This is a genomic window from Bradyrhizobium sp. USDA 4449 (assembly GCF_054056275.1).
Genome location: NZ_JBSRYD010000001.1, coordinates 7,346,833 through 7,361,006, shown reverse-complemented (window position 1 = coordinate 7,361,006; position 14,174 = coordinate 7,346,833). Strand labels below are relative to the sequence as shown.

Genomic DNA, 14,174 nt, shown 5'->3' with positions numbered 1-14,174 from the left:
TCTCTGGCAGGCTGCAAACGTTCACTTCTTGCCCATGCACGAGTCTTCATCCCTGGTATAGGCGTCGTTCTTGTCCTCATGCTTGCCCGGACGTGCGCGGCCCCAGGCGTCGTTGGAGCGGGCACGCAGATAGACGTAGAGATCGTCCATGTAGCAGGCGACGTTCGGATTATCGCCGAAGGCTGGCATCACATTCTCTGCGGCGGTCGAGATGTTCTTGCGGCCGGAGGCGACGGTGCCCAAAAAGTCGGCGTAGCTCATGGTCTTGAGCGAATCTTTCAATGCGGGCGCATAGGTCGAGCCCATGCCATCCGGGCCATGGCAGACGTGACAATCCGAATGGTAGCGGCGATATCCCGAATAGGTGTACCAGTCCACGGTGTCCCCGTTGATCTTGTAGGTCGGATTGCCGTCCTTATCGAGCCATTCGCCGGTTTCGTTCTGCTTTACGGCAGCCGGATCCCCCGAGCCGTCGGCAACGGCAATTCCCCCGGATGCAACGCAGATGATGGCGGCAATGACAGAGCAGATTTTACGCAAGAGGTGTTCCTCGAAAGGCATCTGACGAGCCGGCGCGTGGAGTTGATCCACGCGCCGGAGCGATGAGAACGTGAGGCTAGTTCGACGGCAGCGAGAACACGGTCAGTGTACCGCCGAGCGCGGTATAGTTGCTGAGCGCCGCATAGCCGCCGACCGCGCCCAGGCCCGCGTTCGGATCGGTCAGACCCGCTGCCAGACCGATGCCGGCCCAGCCCCCAACGCCGGAGAGAACGGCCACGTACTGCTTGCCGGCGTTCTCATAGGTGGTGACGTTGCCGATGATGCCGGAAGGAGTCTTGAACCTGTAGAGCTCCTTGCCGGTCTTGGCGTCGACAGCCTTCAGGTAGCCTTCGAGCGTGCCGTAGAACACCACGCCGCCGGCGGTTGCGAGTGCACCCGACCAGACCGAGAACTGTTCCTTGTTCGACCAGACGATCTTGCCGGTCTTGCCGTCCCAGGCGATGAAATTGCCCATGTTGGTATCGCCCTGCGGCGGATACATCGAGAGCGTCGCACCCACATAGGGCTGGCCGGCGGTGTAGCTCACCTTGAACGGCTCATAGTCCATGCAGACGTGGTTGGTCGGGACGTAGAATAGCTGCGTGTCCGGCGAGTAGGCTGCCGGCTGCTCGTCCTTGGTGCCGAGCGCGGCCGGGCAGATGCCCTTCACGTTGTGGTCTTCACCCGCCTTGTCGGTCGAAGCCGCGTCGAGCACCTTCGGACGACCATAGGTGGCCGAGTTCTTGTCCATGTCGACGCCGGAGGTCCAGTTCACCTTCGGATCGTACTTTTCGGCGACCAGGAGCTCACCTGTGGCGCGATCGAGCGTATAGCCGAGGCCATTACGATCGAAATGCGTCAGCAGCTTGCGGGACTGGCCGTTGATCGACTGATCCGAGAGAATCATCTCGTTGACGCCGTCATAGTCCCATTCATCGTGGGGCGTCATCTGATAGACCCATTTGGCGACGCCGGTGTCCGGGTTACGCGCCCAGATTGTCATCGACCATTTGTTGTCGCCGGGACGCTGCTTCGGATTCCAGGTCGAGGGATTGCCCGATCCGTAATAGACGAGGTTCAACTCCGGATCGTAGGAGATCCAGCCCCAGGTGGCGCCGCCGCCGATCTTCCATTGATCGCCTTGCCAGGTCTTCAAGCTGGAGTCCTTACCGATCGGCTTGCCGAGGGCGGTGGTCTTGTCGTCGACCAGGATCTGGTCATCCGGGCCTTCCGAATAGCCGCGCCAGGCCAGCTTTCCGGTCTTGATGTCGTAGGCGCTCATATGGGCCTGAACGCCGAACTCACCACCGGAGATGCCGATCAGCACCTTGTCCTTGATGACCATCGGCGCCGAGGTTCCGGTCTCGCCCTTGCTGGCATCGCCGTTCTTGGCGGTCCACGCAACCTGACCGTCGTTGGCGTCGAGTGCGACCAAGGTCGTGTCGGCCTGATGCAGGAAGATCTTGCCGTCGCCGTAGGCCAGGCCGCGGTTAACCGTGTCGCAGCACATCACCGGGATCACGTTCGGGTCCTGCTTCGGCTCGTACTTCCAGACGATCTTGTTGTCCTGCGAAAGGTCAATGGCATAGACCTTGTTCGGGAACGGCGTATGGACGTACATCATGTTGCCGATGATCAGCGGGCCGCCTTCGTGGCCGCGCAGCACGCCGGTCGAGAAGGTCCAGGCGACCTGGAGCTTGCCGACATTTTGCGCGTTGATCTGGTTCAGCTTGGAGTAGCGGTTGTTGGAATAGTCGCCCGTCGGCATCACCCAGTCTTTCGGGTTCTGCGACATCTTGATCAGCTCGTCATTGGCTGACGCACTCCCGACGGCGAGAGCCGCCGCAGAGCCAAGAAAGGTCGCCAGTAGCACCTTGCGCATAGTCATTCCTCCGTTGGTCGCGTTTATTGTTTGCGAAGCATTGTTTAGTCACCGGGCATTGCGTCCGGCGTCTGCTCGTGCAGGGCGGTCACGTTGGGGACCGGAAACGATGCTGTGCTGTTTCCTCCTCGTAATGAGAGCCATGGGCGCGTGCAGGAGCGGCCCGTTCTTTTTGTTCCTGCCGCAATCCCTAACGACTTCGTCAACGAGAGACTTGCCCAAGAGTGAACCCGCTTTGCTCGACAGCGCACGAAGGCGAAGTTTTTGGTTTTGCGGCAGCGAATTCAGCGGCTTCGGTGCGGCGCGGCGCTCAACGATCAGGTTTCCCTTGACGACGCTGCAACTAAGGCGGAGGATTAACATTCAGGGGTGGCAAAGGAACGATGGCGCTCGTTTCAAAGACCACACAAATTCGAGGTAAACGTCACGCGGTCATGGCTGAGGGCTCCAGCAGGCTCAGGCCGCGATTGGCGTCGAATCTCCGGGTAACGCCAGTGGCTGGGTCGATGTCCGACACAATTCACACGCTCTCGACGACCGGGTTGACGCCGAAGCGACAGGTCCAGAGCTGGATCGACGGACTGACGAGCCTGTGTGGTCACTTCGATGTCGATCCGCTGGAAGCCTCATCGCTCGAAGGCCGTATCGACTACACCACGGTCTCGCGCCTGAAGCTCTGCCAGATCGAAGTGAGCCAGCATCGCATCGCGCACACATTGGCGCGCGCCAAGGCCAACGAACACCCTTACATCAAGATCCACTTCCAGACCTACGGCGTGTCCTATTTCGAGCAGGAGGGCCGCCACATCGAGCTGAATCCGGGCGACATCATCGCCTATGACGTCTCCTGCCCGCACTTGATCGTCAGCCCCGCCTTCACGCGCCACGACGTGGTGATCGTGCCGAAGGCGTTGTTGCGCGATCGAGGTTTCCCGTCGCAGCGCATGCCGGCTTGCAAGCTGACGGCGAAGACGGGGACGGGACGAATCGCCCATGATTTCGTCCATGCCACGTTCGACGAGGCGGCGAAGCTGTCGGCCAACAGCGCAGCCGGTGTTGCCGATTCGTTGATCGATCTGTTGCTGCTGCCGCTGCGCGAAGCCGACACGATGTTCGATCGGGTCGGGCCAGAAGCGATGTATGTGCGCGCCCAATTTTTCATCCGCGAGCATCTGCGCGATGCCGATCTGTGCATCGACCAGATCTCCGCCGAGCTCGGCTGCTCCAAGCGCTATCTGCACATGCTGTTCTCCCAGCGCGGTACGACGGTGAGCGACTACATCTGGCAGGCGCGCCTGCAGAACTGCCGCCAGGAGCTCGAGGCTCACGGCGGCAAAACCATCACCGACGTCGCGTTCTCCTGGGGCTTCTCCAGCTCATCGCATTTCAGCCGCGTGTTCCGGAAATATTTTGGCGTGGTGCCGTCATCGATCCACAAGGGACAGCATGGCGTGGTCGCGGCGGACGAGACCTAGGCCGCACTCGAGTCGCTCACGGCATTCCGCTCCAGCGTGGCGGGGAGAACCGCGAGCGCATGACAGACGCGGTTTTGCGTCAGGGCTAGGCCGGCGAGGAAGCCCAGGGGCACGCCGACGAATGCGCCGATCGCGCCAGCGCCGCTGTCGGCTCGTCCCGGACCGAAGAGCGTTTCCGCTCATCGCTGAATGATCCTGGTCCAGACGTCGCCGAGGATCGCAGGCTCATGCGGCGGCAAATAAGTCAGGCCGGCCTGCCGGCCGAACTCGGCAATCTTGCCCTCGGCGGCAAGATCCGTCAGTGCCTTGTCGACGGACTCGATCAATGCCGGATCGCTGCCAAGCCCGACATAGCCGCGATTGGCGCCGATCGGATAGTAGTAACCGGAGGCGGTGATGGCCGTGTCAGCATGCCCGGCGCGATACGCGTCGAAGCGAGCGAGGTCGATCAGGCTCGCGTCATAGTCGCCGCGATCGAGCGCACCCATGAGATTGTCGCGGCCGGGGACGAGATGAGTAATGTTGTCGATCAGCCGTCCCTTGTCGAAGGTCATCAGGATGGCGTCACCCAAAGATCCGCTTTCGATCGCAAGGCGAAGACCGGCGAGATCGCCGATATCGCCGATCTTGCGGTCGCGCGCCTTCGGCCCAAGCACGACCGTCATGGGCGAATAGACATAAGGCTGGCTGGGCGCGAGCACCCCGAGTGCGACGCGGCGGCGCCGGTCGTCGCGCGTGGCGCCGGAAAAATCCGGCAAGCGAGCCGTCTTCATGCCGGGCTTGACCAGGGAATCCGTGGTCAGCGCGTAGCCGCCGATCAGCGAGCAGCGCCCGTCGGACAACAGGGCGTTGGCCTCGAGCTGGGGGCTGGAATCCTCATCCAGCTTGCTCTCGAACCATTGTATCCTGAGCGGTCGCCCCAAGCGGTCCGCGATCGCGTGCGCCAGCAGCACGTCGAAGCCCGAGTCGGGCTTGCCCTTGTGATGCGCCGAGAGCGGCGGTCGATCCTCGTCGAGGCAGACGCTGAGGGGATCAGCCGCCCGGGCCGCCGTCGCTGGCGCTGCAAGCATCGCAACGAGACCAAGCGCCGCCAATCGGCTCCTCATGGCTTCCTCCGACTTGAAATGAAGGCCCAGAGATTTCCGATATCATCATCGCTCAGAATGTCGCCCCAGGGCGGCATCTTGTTGTTCTTGCCATTCTTTACGGTGGTGACGAAGCGCGTCTTGTCATCAGGGAAGGCGCGCAGGTCCGGCGTGATGGTGCCGGAATTCATCATGTTGGGGCCGTGGCAGTGCGAGCACTTTTCGGCATAGGTCGATTTGCCATGGTCGATCTGCGCCTGCAGCGGATTGCCATTTGAATCATCCGCGGCACGAGCGGTCGCCGCAAGCGCGACCGTCAGCACCGCGACGGTGGCGAGGATCGCCACCGTCTTGTGAGATGTGTCTCTCAACGTATCTTGCCGTTACTGCTTCACCGCAAAGACCCAGAGCGAGCCGCCGGGTGGCACCTTGGCCAACCGCTCGTCGCCGGAGAACAGCGAGTAGACGCCGCCGTAACCGGAGGTGACCGCCACGTACTGCACGCCATCCTGCTGCCAGGTCACCGGCTGCCCCTCGATGCCGGAGCCGGTCTGGAACTGCCACAGCTTCTTGCCGCTGTCGGCGTCGAAGGCCTCGAACTCGCCGGTCAGCGAACCCGTGAACACGACGCCGCCGGCGGTCGACAACACGCCGGAGAAGCGCGGAATGTCGCTTGCCGCTTCCCACTTCGCCTTGCCGGTCATCGGGTCGATCGCCTTCAGATGGCCGCGCGCACCGTCGCCCCATTCCCAGGGATCGGTCAGGTCCATGCCGAGATACCATTCACCCTGCTTGAATGTGACCGGTTCCGACTTGTACCTGCCGCCAAAGGCGAGCGTGTTGGCGTAGGCGAGGCCGGTTTGAGGATTGAACGACATCGGCTCCCAGTTCTTGCCGCCGAGGATCGACGGGTAGACCGTGACCTTCTTGCCGTCGCGCGCGTCCTTGACGACGTCGGTCTCGATCGGCTTGCCCGTCTTCAGGTCGACGCCGCTCGCCCAATTCACCTTCACGTAAGGATTGGCGGCAAGCACTTTTCCGTTGGTGCGGTCGAGCACGTAGAAGAAGCCGTTGCGGTTGGCGTCCATCAGCACCTTGGTCGGCTTGCCCTCGACGTTCATGTCGGCGAGGACCATCTCGGCCACCGCGTCATAGTCGAACGGATTGTTCGGCGAGAACTGGTAGTGCCACTTGATCTTGCCGGTCTTGGGATCCATCGCCAGCACGGAGCAGGTGTAGAGGTTGTCGCCGGGGCGCACGGCCGCGTTGAACGGGCCGGGATTGCCGATGCCCCAATACACCGTGTTCAGCTCGGGATCATAAGACCCCGTGATCCAGGTCGAGCCGCCGCCGAGCTTCCAGGTATCGCCCTTCCAGGTGTCGCCGCCGGGCTCGTCCGGCGAGGGGATTGAATGGGTGCGCCAGAGATGCTTGCCGGTGGCCGGATCCCAGCCGTCGATGAAGCCGCGGGTGCCGAACTCGGCGCCCGAGATGCCGGTGATGACGACGCCGTCGGCGACCAGAGGCGCCACCGTCATCGAATAGCCTTCCTTGATGTCGGCCGCCTTCTGCCGCCACAGCTCCTTGCCGTCCTTGGTGTCGATCGCGATCACGTTGGCGTCGAGCGTGGTGCGAAACAGCTTGCCTTCGTAGAGCGCGCCGCCGCGATTGATGATACCGCAGCAGACGATGCGTGGAGTCTCGGCCGGATATTCGATCTTGGATTTCCAGATCTGCTTGCCGGTCTTGGCATCGACCGCCATGGTCGCATTGTGTGAGGTCACGTAGATCACGCCCTGGTACACCAGCGGCTGCGATTCCTCGCTGCGATCGTCGTTGAAGGAGTAGTTCCAGACCGGGACGAGGTTCTTGACGGTGTCTTTGTTGATCTGGTTCAGCGTCGAGAACCGCTGGAGATTGTAACCCATCCCGTAGTTGAGAACGTTCGATGTATCGGTTGCGCCCTTGACCAGTTGATCGGTCGTCTGTGCGCTCGCAACCGAGCATGCGGATATGACGAGGCTCGCGGCCATCGCAAAACGTTTCATCCGTTCCTCCCAATAGGCGCGCCTTTTGGCGCTGCAGGAACAACACTCCGTTGGAAAGCAAAACACGTCAATACGAAAGTCGAGAGTGCACTGCCGATATTTTGGCGCCGGAAGCCGGTCACCTGACGGAAACCTGACGATCAACCCTCACTTGCAACTCTCACTTGGCCCCCCACTTGCAACTCCCACTTGTGTGCAGGCGCTGAAAAAATTCCGTGGCGTGATGCAGGGCTTGCGACGGGCGCGCGCTGGAGCCGTAGGGGTTCGCCAGTCGTGCACTGAACGGCCAGCGGTTCCGGACTTGAACCGCGGCATCCTTGTGGACTTATGTCATTCCATGCCCGCGCGAATCGGCTCACGATCAGGGAGGTCCAAATGATGGCGCGTCGCTCAATTGCGCTTGCGCTTGCGCGAACCCCGCGGACGGTTAACGGCGAAAGAGCTCGCCGCTGCCGACGACCCCGATCACGACGGCACGCTCACGCTCGACGAATACCTGGCCGTGGTCGAGCAGCGTTTCAACGCGGCGAATCCCGACGGGGATGGAACGCTGGATGCGAAGGAGTTGAATTCGCGCGCAGGTCGCGCGCTTCTCCGGCTGTTGCGTTGAGAGCCACCACGTTTGACTGGGAGCGAAGGCGATTTGCCCGAGAGCGAAATTTGCGTGTGTTGCGCGATGGTTCGCTGTGTCTGCGGTCCAATTCCAGACTTGCGCCGTGCCTGACCCAGCCCTAGGTTTTGGCCGGCGCGATGTCGCGCTCAATACTTGGGGAGACCCCGAATGGCTTGGAAAGCTCCGAAGATCGTGGAAGTGCCGGTCGGCATGGAAATCAACATGTACGCCTGCGCTGCGCGCCAGTAGGACTGACGACCTGCCGCGGCTTCGATGGCAGATGCCGTCGAAGCCGTGGTAGTGTCAGGGATGCGCACGAGAGCCCACATCCGCTGGACCCTGGCCTGCACGGCTGCGCTCGCGCCGGCATGTGCGAGCGCCGAAGAGGGCTTCGATACCGAGCACATCTTCGGCTTCATGATCGGCAGTGACGTCGGTAATCCCGGCGAGCGCGAATTCCAGACTCAGACGACAGGACGCTTCGGCAAGGGCAGCGGCACCTATCGCGCGCTCGGCGAGGAGGTCGAGATCGAGATCGTGCCGCTGCCGAACTTTCGCATCGAGGCCGGCGGCACGGCGACGATGCACGACATCACCGGCGTCCCTGATGTCGACGACCGCCGCCAGTTCAACTTCCAGGGTTTCTCGCTCGACCTGCGTTATCGCTTGCTGGATCACGTGACCGCGCCGTTCGGCTTCACGATCGCCTCGGAGACCCATGGCGATCGCATCGACGAGGTCAGCGGCGCGAAAGGGCGGATGTACGGCACCGACTTCACGCTGGCCTTTGACCGCGAGCTGATCCCGAACTTTGTCGTCGGCGCGCTCAATCTGGTCTACCAGCCGGAATGGGCGCGCTTCGAGGTGTCGCGGCTGTCCGAGAAGAGCTCGACGGTTGGCGCCGCGTTCGCCGGCATGGTGCGCGTGAGCCCAACCATGCTGCTCGGCGGTGAGATGCGTTACTTCCGCCAATATGACGGCATCGGTCTCGGCGCGCTCTCGGGGCAGGCGCTGTTCGTCGGACCGACTGCTTATTTCCAGCTCTCGGAGCAATCGCGGCTCACCTTGAGCTGGAGCATGCAGGCCTGGGGCCGTCCCGCGGGATCAGCGGCCAATCTCGACCTGGTCAATTTCGAGCGCCATCAGGCGCGGCTGGTGTTCGGGATCAACTTCTAGCTACGCGGCTTGCCGGCCCGTCTCGCACCGAATGAAACTACCCGCAGCCCGGAGCGTAGCCTATTGTGCTCGTCTCAATCGCTCCCGCGCGAGGATCCCGGCATGAACCCGATCGACCTGGTGGTGACTGTGTGTGTGGTGCTCTCGCCTGCGACCTGCGAGGAGCTGCATCTGGTGTTCGACTTCGGCGGCTCACCGGCGCAATGCTCGATGGCGGCGCCGCCCCATATCGCGCAATGGATCGGCGAGCATCCGAAATGGCGGGCGGTGCGCTGGCGTTGCGAATATCCGCACACACATGACAAGGCGTGAGGCGCGCCTGCTACTTCGTGCAGTCCTTCAGATCCTTGTCCGCGATCGAGAACACCGCATCGGCCTTGATCTCGATGTCGCGGACGACGCATTGCCGGGAATTGGGATAGGTGACCTTGGCGTCGTAGCGGCCGGGTTCGACGCCGGTAATGCGCAGCCGCTCGTCGTGATCGACCTCCTTGTCCTCGTCGTTCAGGCACTGGTTCGGGCCCCAGTCGGTCTTGCCTGATGGCGCAAGCTGGAAGCCGGAGATCGTCTCGCTCGTGAGATTCCAGAGACGGATGCCTTTGCCCTTGGTCTGCGCGAGCGCTGTGCCTGGCATAGCCAACAAAATGCCAATCGCGATCAGCTGACGGCGCATTGGTGACCTCCTCGGGACGATCTCATTGATGCAGTTGACCACGAGTTCTCATGTCGATTCAAGCGGCAACGCCGCGAGCTCAGCCTTGATCCTCGCAAGCTCGGCTTCGCTGCGTTCGGCGCGCGGAATCGAGATCGGCACGTCCTGCACGATGCGCGCCGGGCGCGGCGAGAGAAAGAACAGGCGGTCGCCGAGACGGATCGCATCCTCGAGGCTGTGGGTCACCAGCAGCGTCATCACCGAGCGACTCGCGACGAGCGTCGCGATCTCGTCGCGCAGGCGGCCGGCGAGCGCGTCGTCGAGCGAGGCGAGGGGCTCGTCCAGCACGAGCAGATCGGGCTCGACTGCAAAAGCGCGCGCCAGCGCAACACGCCGGGCGAGGCCGAGCGACAATTCGCCGGGGAAGTGGCTGCGATGCGCCTCGAGCTCCAGTATCCTGAACAGCTCGGCAAGCCTGGCATCGGAAACATCAGGCGCCGCCAGCCGTACGTTCTGCTCGACGGTGCGCCACGGCAATAGCCGCGGCTCCTGAAACACCATGCCGATTCGCGCTTCCGCGGGGCGCCTGACACGGCCGCCGAAATCGCGGTCGATCCCCAGGATGATGCGCAGCATCGTGCTCTTGCCGCAGCCGGACGGACCGATCAGCACGCCGACTTCGCCGGATTGCAAGCCAAATTTCACGGGCGAAAGCACCTCGTGCGTTCCGCCCGCGGCACTTCTGTAAGTCTTGCCGGTGATCTCGACCTCAAGCCGCACGGCGCCGCCACCGCGTTGCGCGGGCCTCGAACGGCTGCACCAGCGCGGTCTCGATCACGAGCACGACGGCCGCGAAGGTCAGGGAATAGGCGAGCAGCCGCGGCGTGTCGAACAGCTGGAAGGCGACACCGATCTCGAATCCGACGCCGTTCGGCCGTCCGAGCAGCTCGGCGACCAGAACGATCTTCCACACCAGCGAGAGGCCGGAGCGGGCGGAGGCCGCGAGATAGGGCGCAAGCTGCGGTAGCACGACGTGGCGGAAGGCGCGCCAGCGGGGCATCGCGAACACGGTCGCCATCTCATCGAGCGAACGGTCGAGCGCGCGCGCCCCCTCGCGCAACGTGACGACCGCGGTCGGCAGCTTGTTGATGGCGATCGCCCCGATCGCCGCGGCCTCGGTGAGGCCGGCCCAGATATAGGCCAGCACGATCACCACCAGCGCCGGCAGGTTGAGCAGCAGGATCAGCCAGGGATCGCCGAGCCGGTCCGCGAGCTTCACCCGGCCCATCAGATAACCTATGGCGCTGCCGACGGACATCGCGAGCACGAAAGACAATGCGACGCGCGCCAGCGTGGCGCCGAGATGCAGGAACAGCGCCCCGCTCGCGGCGTCCGCGATGATGACGTTGAGTACCGCAGGCGGAGAGGGCAGCTTGGCACCGCCGACGAACAATGCGGCGGTCCACCAGATCGCAACGAAGAGGACGAACGAGAGAAGGCGCAGCACCTCAATCTCCGGGAGCTGCATGATAGAACGTGCCGGGATCGAGCTCGGCCGCCGGCCCGACAAGGTCACGGCCGCCGATCCCGGCCAGCACGCGGTACAGCACGCGCGCATCCGCCTCCTCATCATTGATGGTCCGGCGCGGAATGCCGTCGCGATAGCGATCGCGGTAAGTCTTCAGCATAGCCGGACCGGTCGCGCCGGTGAGCGGCGCAATCTTGTCCCAGGCTGCGTCCGAGGTGACGAGCAACTGCTTGGCCTTGCGCGTCATGGCGACGAAGCGCGCCACGGCGTCGCGATGGCTCGCGGCCCAGCTCTCGTCGAAGACGTAGCCGACGGCAGAGACAGCGCCCTCGACGCCCAGCTTCGGCAGAATCTCCTCGATGCCGGCGAGGCGGCGAAAGCCCTTGGCCTCGAGCTGGGCGCAGAAATTCCAGAAATTCAGGGTCGCATCCGTCTCGCCTTCGAGCGCCTTGGCGGCGATCAGCGGCGGCGCGCCATAGACGATGGTCGCATCCGATTTCAGGTCGATGCCGTCCTGCTTCATACGTGCTTGCAGCAGCAGCCAGCTCTTGTCGATCGGACCGCCACCGACGGCGAGCTTGCGGCCTCTGAGGTCGGCAAGCGTCTTGATCGGGGAGGAAGCGGGCACCATCACCGCGCCGAGCGCGCTCGAATAGGGATAAAAGGTGAGCTTGGCGCCGAGCGCGCGCTCGCGCGACACCCACAGCCAGTCCGACAGCATGATATCGGCATTGCCGGCGCGGAGCGCGATCTTGCCGGCCTCCGGGCTCGCAAGCTCGGTCACTTCCAGCGACAGATCGGCCTCCTTATCCAGCCCGGCCTCGCGGATCGTCGCTAGTTCCCAGGCGAACGTTCCGGTCTTCTGGACCGCCAGGCGGATGACATCAGCTGCCTGGGCCCGCATGCCCGGCGTCAGTGCCAGCATCATCGCGAGCGCCAATATTCGTGCCAAAACTCTCATCACCTTGTGAGCCGCTTCCTCTGACAGAGTGCTTTTCAGGACAATACGCATAGCATAGCTTCCATCGCAACCAGCGGGAGGACGCTCATGAGTCTTGCGGGACAGGTACGACCGATCGTCGCCGCCGTGGTCGTGCTTGCGGCGACCGCCTATGCCTCCCGGGCCGAGGAGGCCAATGATTATCCGACCTCGGCGCGCGCGGAATATGTCTATGGCTGCATGAAGGCCAATGGCGAGACGCGGCAGGCGATCGAGCAATGTTCTTGCTCGGTCGATGTCGTCGCCTCGATCGTTCCCTATGACCGTTACGTCACCGCCGAGACTGCGCTCAGCATGTCCCAGGTCCGCGGCAATCTCGGCGCCCAGTTCCGGACGTCAGAGCAGGCGAATTCGGCGGTGAATGATTTGCGCCGCGCGCAGGCCGAGGCCGAGGTGAGGTGCTTCTGATCAAGGCGCCGTGCCAACCGCATTCGTCATGGCAGGGACAAGCCCGGCCATGACGGTTGACGTGACCATCCGTGTCCTTGGCCTCCGCGCGAAAACGCCTGGCGCCGTTGGAGACACAGGTGAAGCGCAAATTAGGATGCCAGCAATTCCTCGCCCTCACGCAAGCTGCCGCCGGTGTCGATGACGGCCACCGCTTCCGTCCCGACGATGAAGCCGACATGGGCAATATCGCCCTCGTTTTCGCGCGTCATCAGGGTGATTGTCCCCGAGTGCACGAAGATTCCCGGCGCGACTTCGCTTACAGGCAATTCGGCAGTCCCGGGCGCGTGCTAACGTCGCTGTTCCGAGCAGGGACAGGACTGCGATCCTTGACGCGAGACGAGACACGTTTTCGCCTCAGTTTCAGGGCTTGCCGCACTGCGCTGCAACACGACAAAGCCAACACAAGGCTTGGCGGACATGGCGCATCCCGCGTTGCATGGATTGCATTCGAATGGAATGAGGAGGAAGCGCGATGGAAGCCGATCGGCATCGTCGCTGGTTGATTTCAGTGTGTATGATGGTGGCGGCTTGTGCGATGGGCGATGTCGCCAGCGCGCAGACGACTGACGGTGGTGACCTTTCGTTCGAGCTGGTCGATCCCAAGGTGCTGCGTGTCTGTGCCGATCCGCGCAACATGCCGTTCTCCAACGAGAAGGGTGAGGGCATCGAGAACAAGCTTGCGGAGCTGTTCGCGAACAAGCTGCACAAGAAGCTGGAGTACGTGTTCTTCCCGCAGGCGACAGGCTTCGTCCGCATGACCCTGGGAGCGCACCGCTGCGACGTCATCATGGGCTTCCCGCAAGGCGACGACGTCGTGCAGGGCACCAATCCCTATTACCGCACGACCTATGCGCTGGTCGCGAAGGCCGGTGGCGGACTCGAGGATGTCGATACGCTCGAGGATCCCAGGCTCAAAGGCAAGCACGTCGGTATCATCGCGGGCACACCGCCGGCGACCAACATGGCGATCGCCGGGCTGATGAGCGACGCCAAGCCCTATCCGCTGATGATCGACACGCGCTACGACAATTCCGCACAGGCGATGATCGACGATCTCACCGCCGGCAAGATCGACGCCGGCGTGCTGTGGGGACCGATGGCAGGGTACTACGCCAAGAAGGCCGGCTCGCTGCACATCACGCCCTTGGTGAAGGAAACCGCAGGGCCGAAGCTGGTCTATCGCATCGGCATGGGCGTGCGCCCCGCCGACCAGAACTGGAAGCGGCTGCTCAACAAGCTGATCCAGGAGAACCAGGGCGAGATCAACAAGATCCTGATCGATTTCGGCGTGCCGCTGCTCGATGAGAACGACCGGCCGCTCGGCGCGGAGGCGGCCAGGAAAGCGCCATGAGATGGCCTCTTGCCGCTGCGCTCGTCGCCGTCGCGCTCTTGGCGCCGGCATCGGCGCAGCAGCAGAAGCCGTCCGAGCCCGACGGCTACCGGACCGACAATGACCGCGCGCCCGTGCGGCGACGCTGCAAGGTGCGCGCGTGTTGACGACGGCGCAGGCCGAGGCGATCTGGCGCGCGAAGAACGGTGCCTTCATCGACGTGTTGCCGCGACCCCGAAGCTCAAGAACCTTCGGGCAGGTACCGTGTGGCGAGATGCACCGCGCAAAGACATTCTCGGCAGCATCTGGCTGCCGGAGGAAGCGCAGCCCGAGCCGCGGCCGGAGCAGTGAGCCCGGCTTTCTCCACGTCATCGCGAGCGTAGCGAAGCAATCCA

The 14,174-nt window shown here is 63.2% G+C and carries 15 protein-coding genes and 4 pseudogenes; 8 read left to right on the top strand and 11 right to left on the bottom strand.

Annotation, left to right across the window (positions count from 1 at the left end):
• Positions 1 to 21: 21 nt before the first annotated feature.
• Both ACVIIW_RS34730 and xoxF5 read right to left on the bottom strand, forming a co-directional pair.
• Entirely contained in the window at positions 22 to 510 is a 489-nt protein-coding gene (locus ACVIIW_RS34730; protein ID WP_456705342.1) for a c-type cytochrome, methanol metabolism-related, read from the bottom strand.
• 106 nt (positions 511 to 616) lie between these two features.
• Positions 617 to 2,422 (bottom strand): lanthanide-dependent methanol dehydrogenase XoxF5, encoded by a 1,806-nt coding sequence (gene xoxF5 / locus ACVIIW_RS34725; protein ID WP_456704821.1) that lies wholly within the window; start codon positions 2,420 to 2,422, stop codon positions 617 to 619.
• Positions 2,423 to 2,928: 506 nt separating this feature from the next.
• Between xoxF5 and ACVIIW_RS34720 the strand changes: the two genes are divergently transcribed.
• A complete protein-coding gene (locus ACVIIW_RS34720) occupies positions 2,929 to 3,897 on the top strand; it encodes a helix-turn-helix domain-containing protein (protein WP_456704820.1) in 969 nt (322 codons plus the stop codon).
• Positions 3,898 to 4,076: 179 nt separating this feature from the next.
• Here ACVIIW_RS34720 and ACVIIW_RS34715 read toward each other — a convergent pair whose 3' ends face one another.
• Genes ACVIIW_RS34715 through ACVIIW_RS34705 form a run of 3 tightly spaced genes read right to left on the bottom strand, consistent with a single transcriptional unit; the run spans position 4,077 to position 7,030 of the window.
• Positions 4,077 to 5,003, bottom strand: a complete 927-nt coding sequence (locus ACVIIW_RS34715; protein ID WP_456704819.1) for a substrate-binding periplasmic protein — start codon at positions 5,001 to 5,003, stop codon at positions 4,077 to 4,079.
• Complete coding sequence (locus ACVIIW_RS34710; protein WP_092237969.1) at positions 5,000 to 5,353, bottom strand: c-type cytochrome; 354 nt, start codon at positions 5,351 to 5,353, stop codon at positions 5,000 to 5,002. Before ACVIIW_RS34710 ends, ACVIIW_RS34715 begins: the two co-directional genes overlap by 4 nt.
• Before the next feature lie 12 nt (positions 5,354 to 5,365).
• The gene (locus tag ACVIIW_RS34705; protein WP_456704818.1) at positions 5,366 to 7,030 is read right to left on the bottom strand and encodes a methanol/ethanol family PQQ-dependent dehydrogenase; all 1,665 of its coding nucleotides are present in this window, start codon (positions 7,028 to 7,030) and stop codon (positions 5,366 to 5,368) included.
• Positions 7,031 to 7,430: 400 nt separating this feature from the next.
• On the opposite strand from ACVIIW_RS34705, the pseudogene ACVIIW_RS34700 reads away from it, so the two are divergent.
• The 4 genes and pseudogenes from ACVIIW_RS34700 to ACVIIW_RS34685 form a co-directional block, all read left to right on the top strand.
• Positions 7,431 to 7,640: pseudogene (locus ACVIIW_RS34700) on the top strand (calcium-binding protein); the annotation flags it as partial.
• A 171-nt stretch (positions 7,641 to 7,811) separates the two neighbouring features.
• On the top strand, positions 7,812 to 7,892 hold the full coding sequence (gene pqqA / locus ACVIIW_RS34695) for a pyrroloquinoline quinone precursor peptide PqqA (protein WP_456705341.1): 81 nt from the start codon (positions 7,812 to 7,814) through the stop codon (positions 7,890 to 7,892).
• 24 nt (positions 7,893 to 7,916) lie between these two features.
• On the top strand, positions 7,917 to 8,819 hold the full coding sequence (locus ACVIIW_RS34690) for a hypothetical protein (RefSeq protein WP_456704817.1): 903 nt from the start codon (positions 7,917 to 7,919) through the stop codon (positions 8,817 to 8,819).
• Positions 8,820 to 8,921: 102 nt separating this feature from the next.
• Entirely contained in the window at positions 8,922 to 9,131 is a 210-nt protein-coding gene (locus ACVIIW_RS34685) for a hypothetical protein (protein ID WP_456704816.1), read from the top strand.
• A 10-nt stretch (positions 9,132 to 9,141) separates the two neighbouring features.
• Here ACVIIW_RS34685 and ACVIIW_RS34680 read toward each other — a convergent pair whose 3' ends face one another.
• From ACVIIW_RS34680 to ACVIIW_RS34665, 4 genes are read right to left on the bottom strand one after another with little or no spacing between them, the layout of a single operon-like run.
• Positions 9,142 to 9,492 carry a hypothetical protein gene (locus ACVIIW_RS34680; protein WP_456704815.1) on the bottom strand — a complete coding sequence of 117 codons (351 nt, stop codon included), beginning with the start codon at positions 9,490 to 9,492 and terminating at the stop codon, positions 9,142 to 9,144.
• Positions 9,493 to 9,540: 48 nt separating this feature from the next.
• Positions 9,541 to 10,251, bottom strand: a complete 711-nt coding sequence (locus tag ACVIIW_RS34675; protein WP_456704814.1) for an ABC transporter ATP-binding protein — start codon at positions 10,249 to 10,251, stop codon at positions 9,541 to 9,543.
• Positions 10,241 to 10,978: an ABC transporter permease gene (locus ACVIIW_RS34670; protein WP_456704813.1), complete on the bottom strand. Its 738-nt coding sequence runs from the start codon at positions 10,976 to 10,978 to the stop codon at positions 10,241 to 10,243. Before ACVIIW_RS34670 ends, ACVIIW_RS34675 begins: the two co-directional genes overlap by 11 nt.
• A 1-nt stretch (position 10,979) precedes the next feature.
• Positions 10,980 to 11,927, bottom strand: a complete 948-nt coding sequence (locus ACVIIW_RS34665) for an ABC transporter substrate-binding protein (protein WP_456705340.1) — start codon at positions 11,925 to 11,927, stop codon at positions 10,980 to 10,982.
• Positions 11,928 to 12,047: 120 nt separating this feature from the next.
• Here ACVIIW_RS34665 and ACVIIW_RS34660 point away from each other — a divergent pair, with 120 nt between their 5' ends.
• Positions 12,048 to 12,407 (top strand): hypothetical protein, encoded by a 360-nt coding sequence (locus tag ACVIIW_RS34660; protein WP_456704812.1) that lies wholly within the window; start codon positions 12,048 to 12,050, stop codon positions 12,405 to 12,407.
• A gap of 49 nt (positions 12,408 to 12,456) precedes the next feature.
• On the opposite strand, the pseudogene ACVIIW_RS34655 reads toward ACVIIW_RS34660, so the two are convergent.
• Both ACVIIW_RS34655 and ACVIIW_RS34650 read right to left on the bottom strand, forming a co-directional pair.
• Positions 12,457 to 12,543: pseudogene (locus ACVIIW_RS34655) on the bottom strand (quinoprotein dehydrogenase-associated SoxYZ-like carrier); the annotation flags it as partial.
• Positions 12,544 to 12,547: 4 nt separating this feature from the next.
• Positions 12,548 to 12,794, bottom strand: a pseudogene (locus ACVIIW_RS34650) (quinoprotein relay system zinc metallohydrolase 2); the annotation flags it as partial.
• Between the two features lie 169 nt (positions 12,795 to 12,963).
• On the opposite strand from ACVIIW_RS34650, the gene ACVIIW_RS34645 reads away from it, so the two are divergent.
• Both ACVIIW_RS34645 and ACVIIW_RS34640 read left to right on the top strand, forming a co-directional pair.
• Positions 12,964 to 13,800, top strand: a complete 837-nt coding sequence (locus tag ACVIIW_RS34645) for a substrate-binding domain-containing protein (RefSeq protein WP_456705339.1) — start codon at positions 12,964 to 12,966, stop codon at positions 13,798 to 13,800.
• Positions 13,797 to 14,097 (top strand): annotated as a pseudogene (locus ACVIIW_RS34640) (PQQ-dependent catabolism-associated CXXCW motif protein); the annotation flags it as partial. The gene ACVIIW_RS34645 and the pseudogene ACVIIW_RS34640, both read left to right, overlap by 4 nt.
• Positions 14,098 to 14,174 lie beyond the last annotated feature (77 nt).

What these genes read in the sequence shown, in the direction of transcription:
- ACVIIW_RS34720 (WP_456704820.1), top strand. Translation starts at nt 2,929, where the DNA reads ATGTCCGACACAATTCACACGCTCTCGACGACCGGGTTGACGCCGAAG.
- ACVIIW_RS34715 (WP_456704819.1), bottom strand. Translation starts at nt 5,003, where the DNA reads ATGAGGAGCCGATTGGCGGCGCTTGGTCTCGTTGCGATGCTTGCAGCG.
- pqqA (WP_456705341.1), top strand. Translation starts at nt 7,812, where the DNA reads ATGGCTTGGAAAGCTCCGAAGATCGTGGAAGTGCCGGTCGGCATGGAA.
- ACVIIW_RS34705 (WP_456704818.1), bottom strand. Translation starts at nt 7,030, where the DNA reads ATGAAACGTTTTGCGATGGCCGCGAGCCTCGTCATATCCGCATGCTCG.
- ACVIIW_RS34665 (WP_456705340.1), bottom strand. Translation starts at nt 11,927, where the DNA reads ATGATGCTGGCACTGACGCCGGGCATGCGGGCCCAGGCAGCTGATGTC.
- ACVIIW_RS34685 (WP_456704816.1), top strand. Translation starts at nt 8,922, where the DNA reads ATGAACCCGATCGACCTGGTGGTGACTGTGTGTGTGGTGCTCTCGCCT.
- ACVIIW_RS34645 (WP_456705339.1), top strand. Translation starts at nt 12,964, where the DNA reads ATGATGGTGGCGGCTTGTGCGATGGGCGATGTCGCCAGCGCGCAGACG.
- xoxF5 (WP_456704821.1), bottom strand. Translation starts at nt 2,422, where the DNA reads ATGCGCAAGGTGCTACTGGCGACCTTTCTTGGCTCTGCGGCGGCTCTC.
- ACVIIW_RS34660 (WP_456704812.1), top strand. Translation starts at nt 12,048, where the DNA reads ATGAGTCTTGCGGGACAGGTACGACCGATCGTCGCCGCCGTGGTCGTG.
- ACVIIW_RS34690 (WP_456704817.1), top strand. Translation starts at nt 7,917, where the DNA reads ATGGCAGATGCCGTCGAAGCCGTGGTAGTGTCAGGGATGCGCACGAGA.
- ACVIIW_RS34680 (WP_456704815.1), bottom strand. Translation starts at nt 9,492, where the DNA reads ATGCGCCGTCAGCTGATCGCGATTGGCATTTTGTTGGCTATGCCAGGC.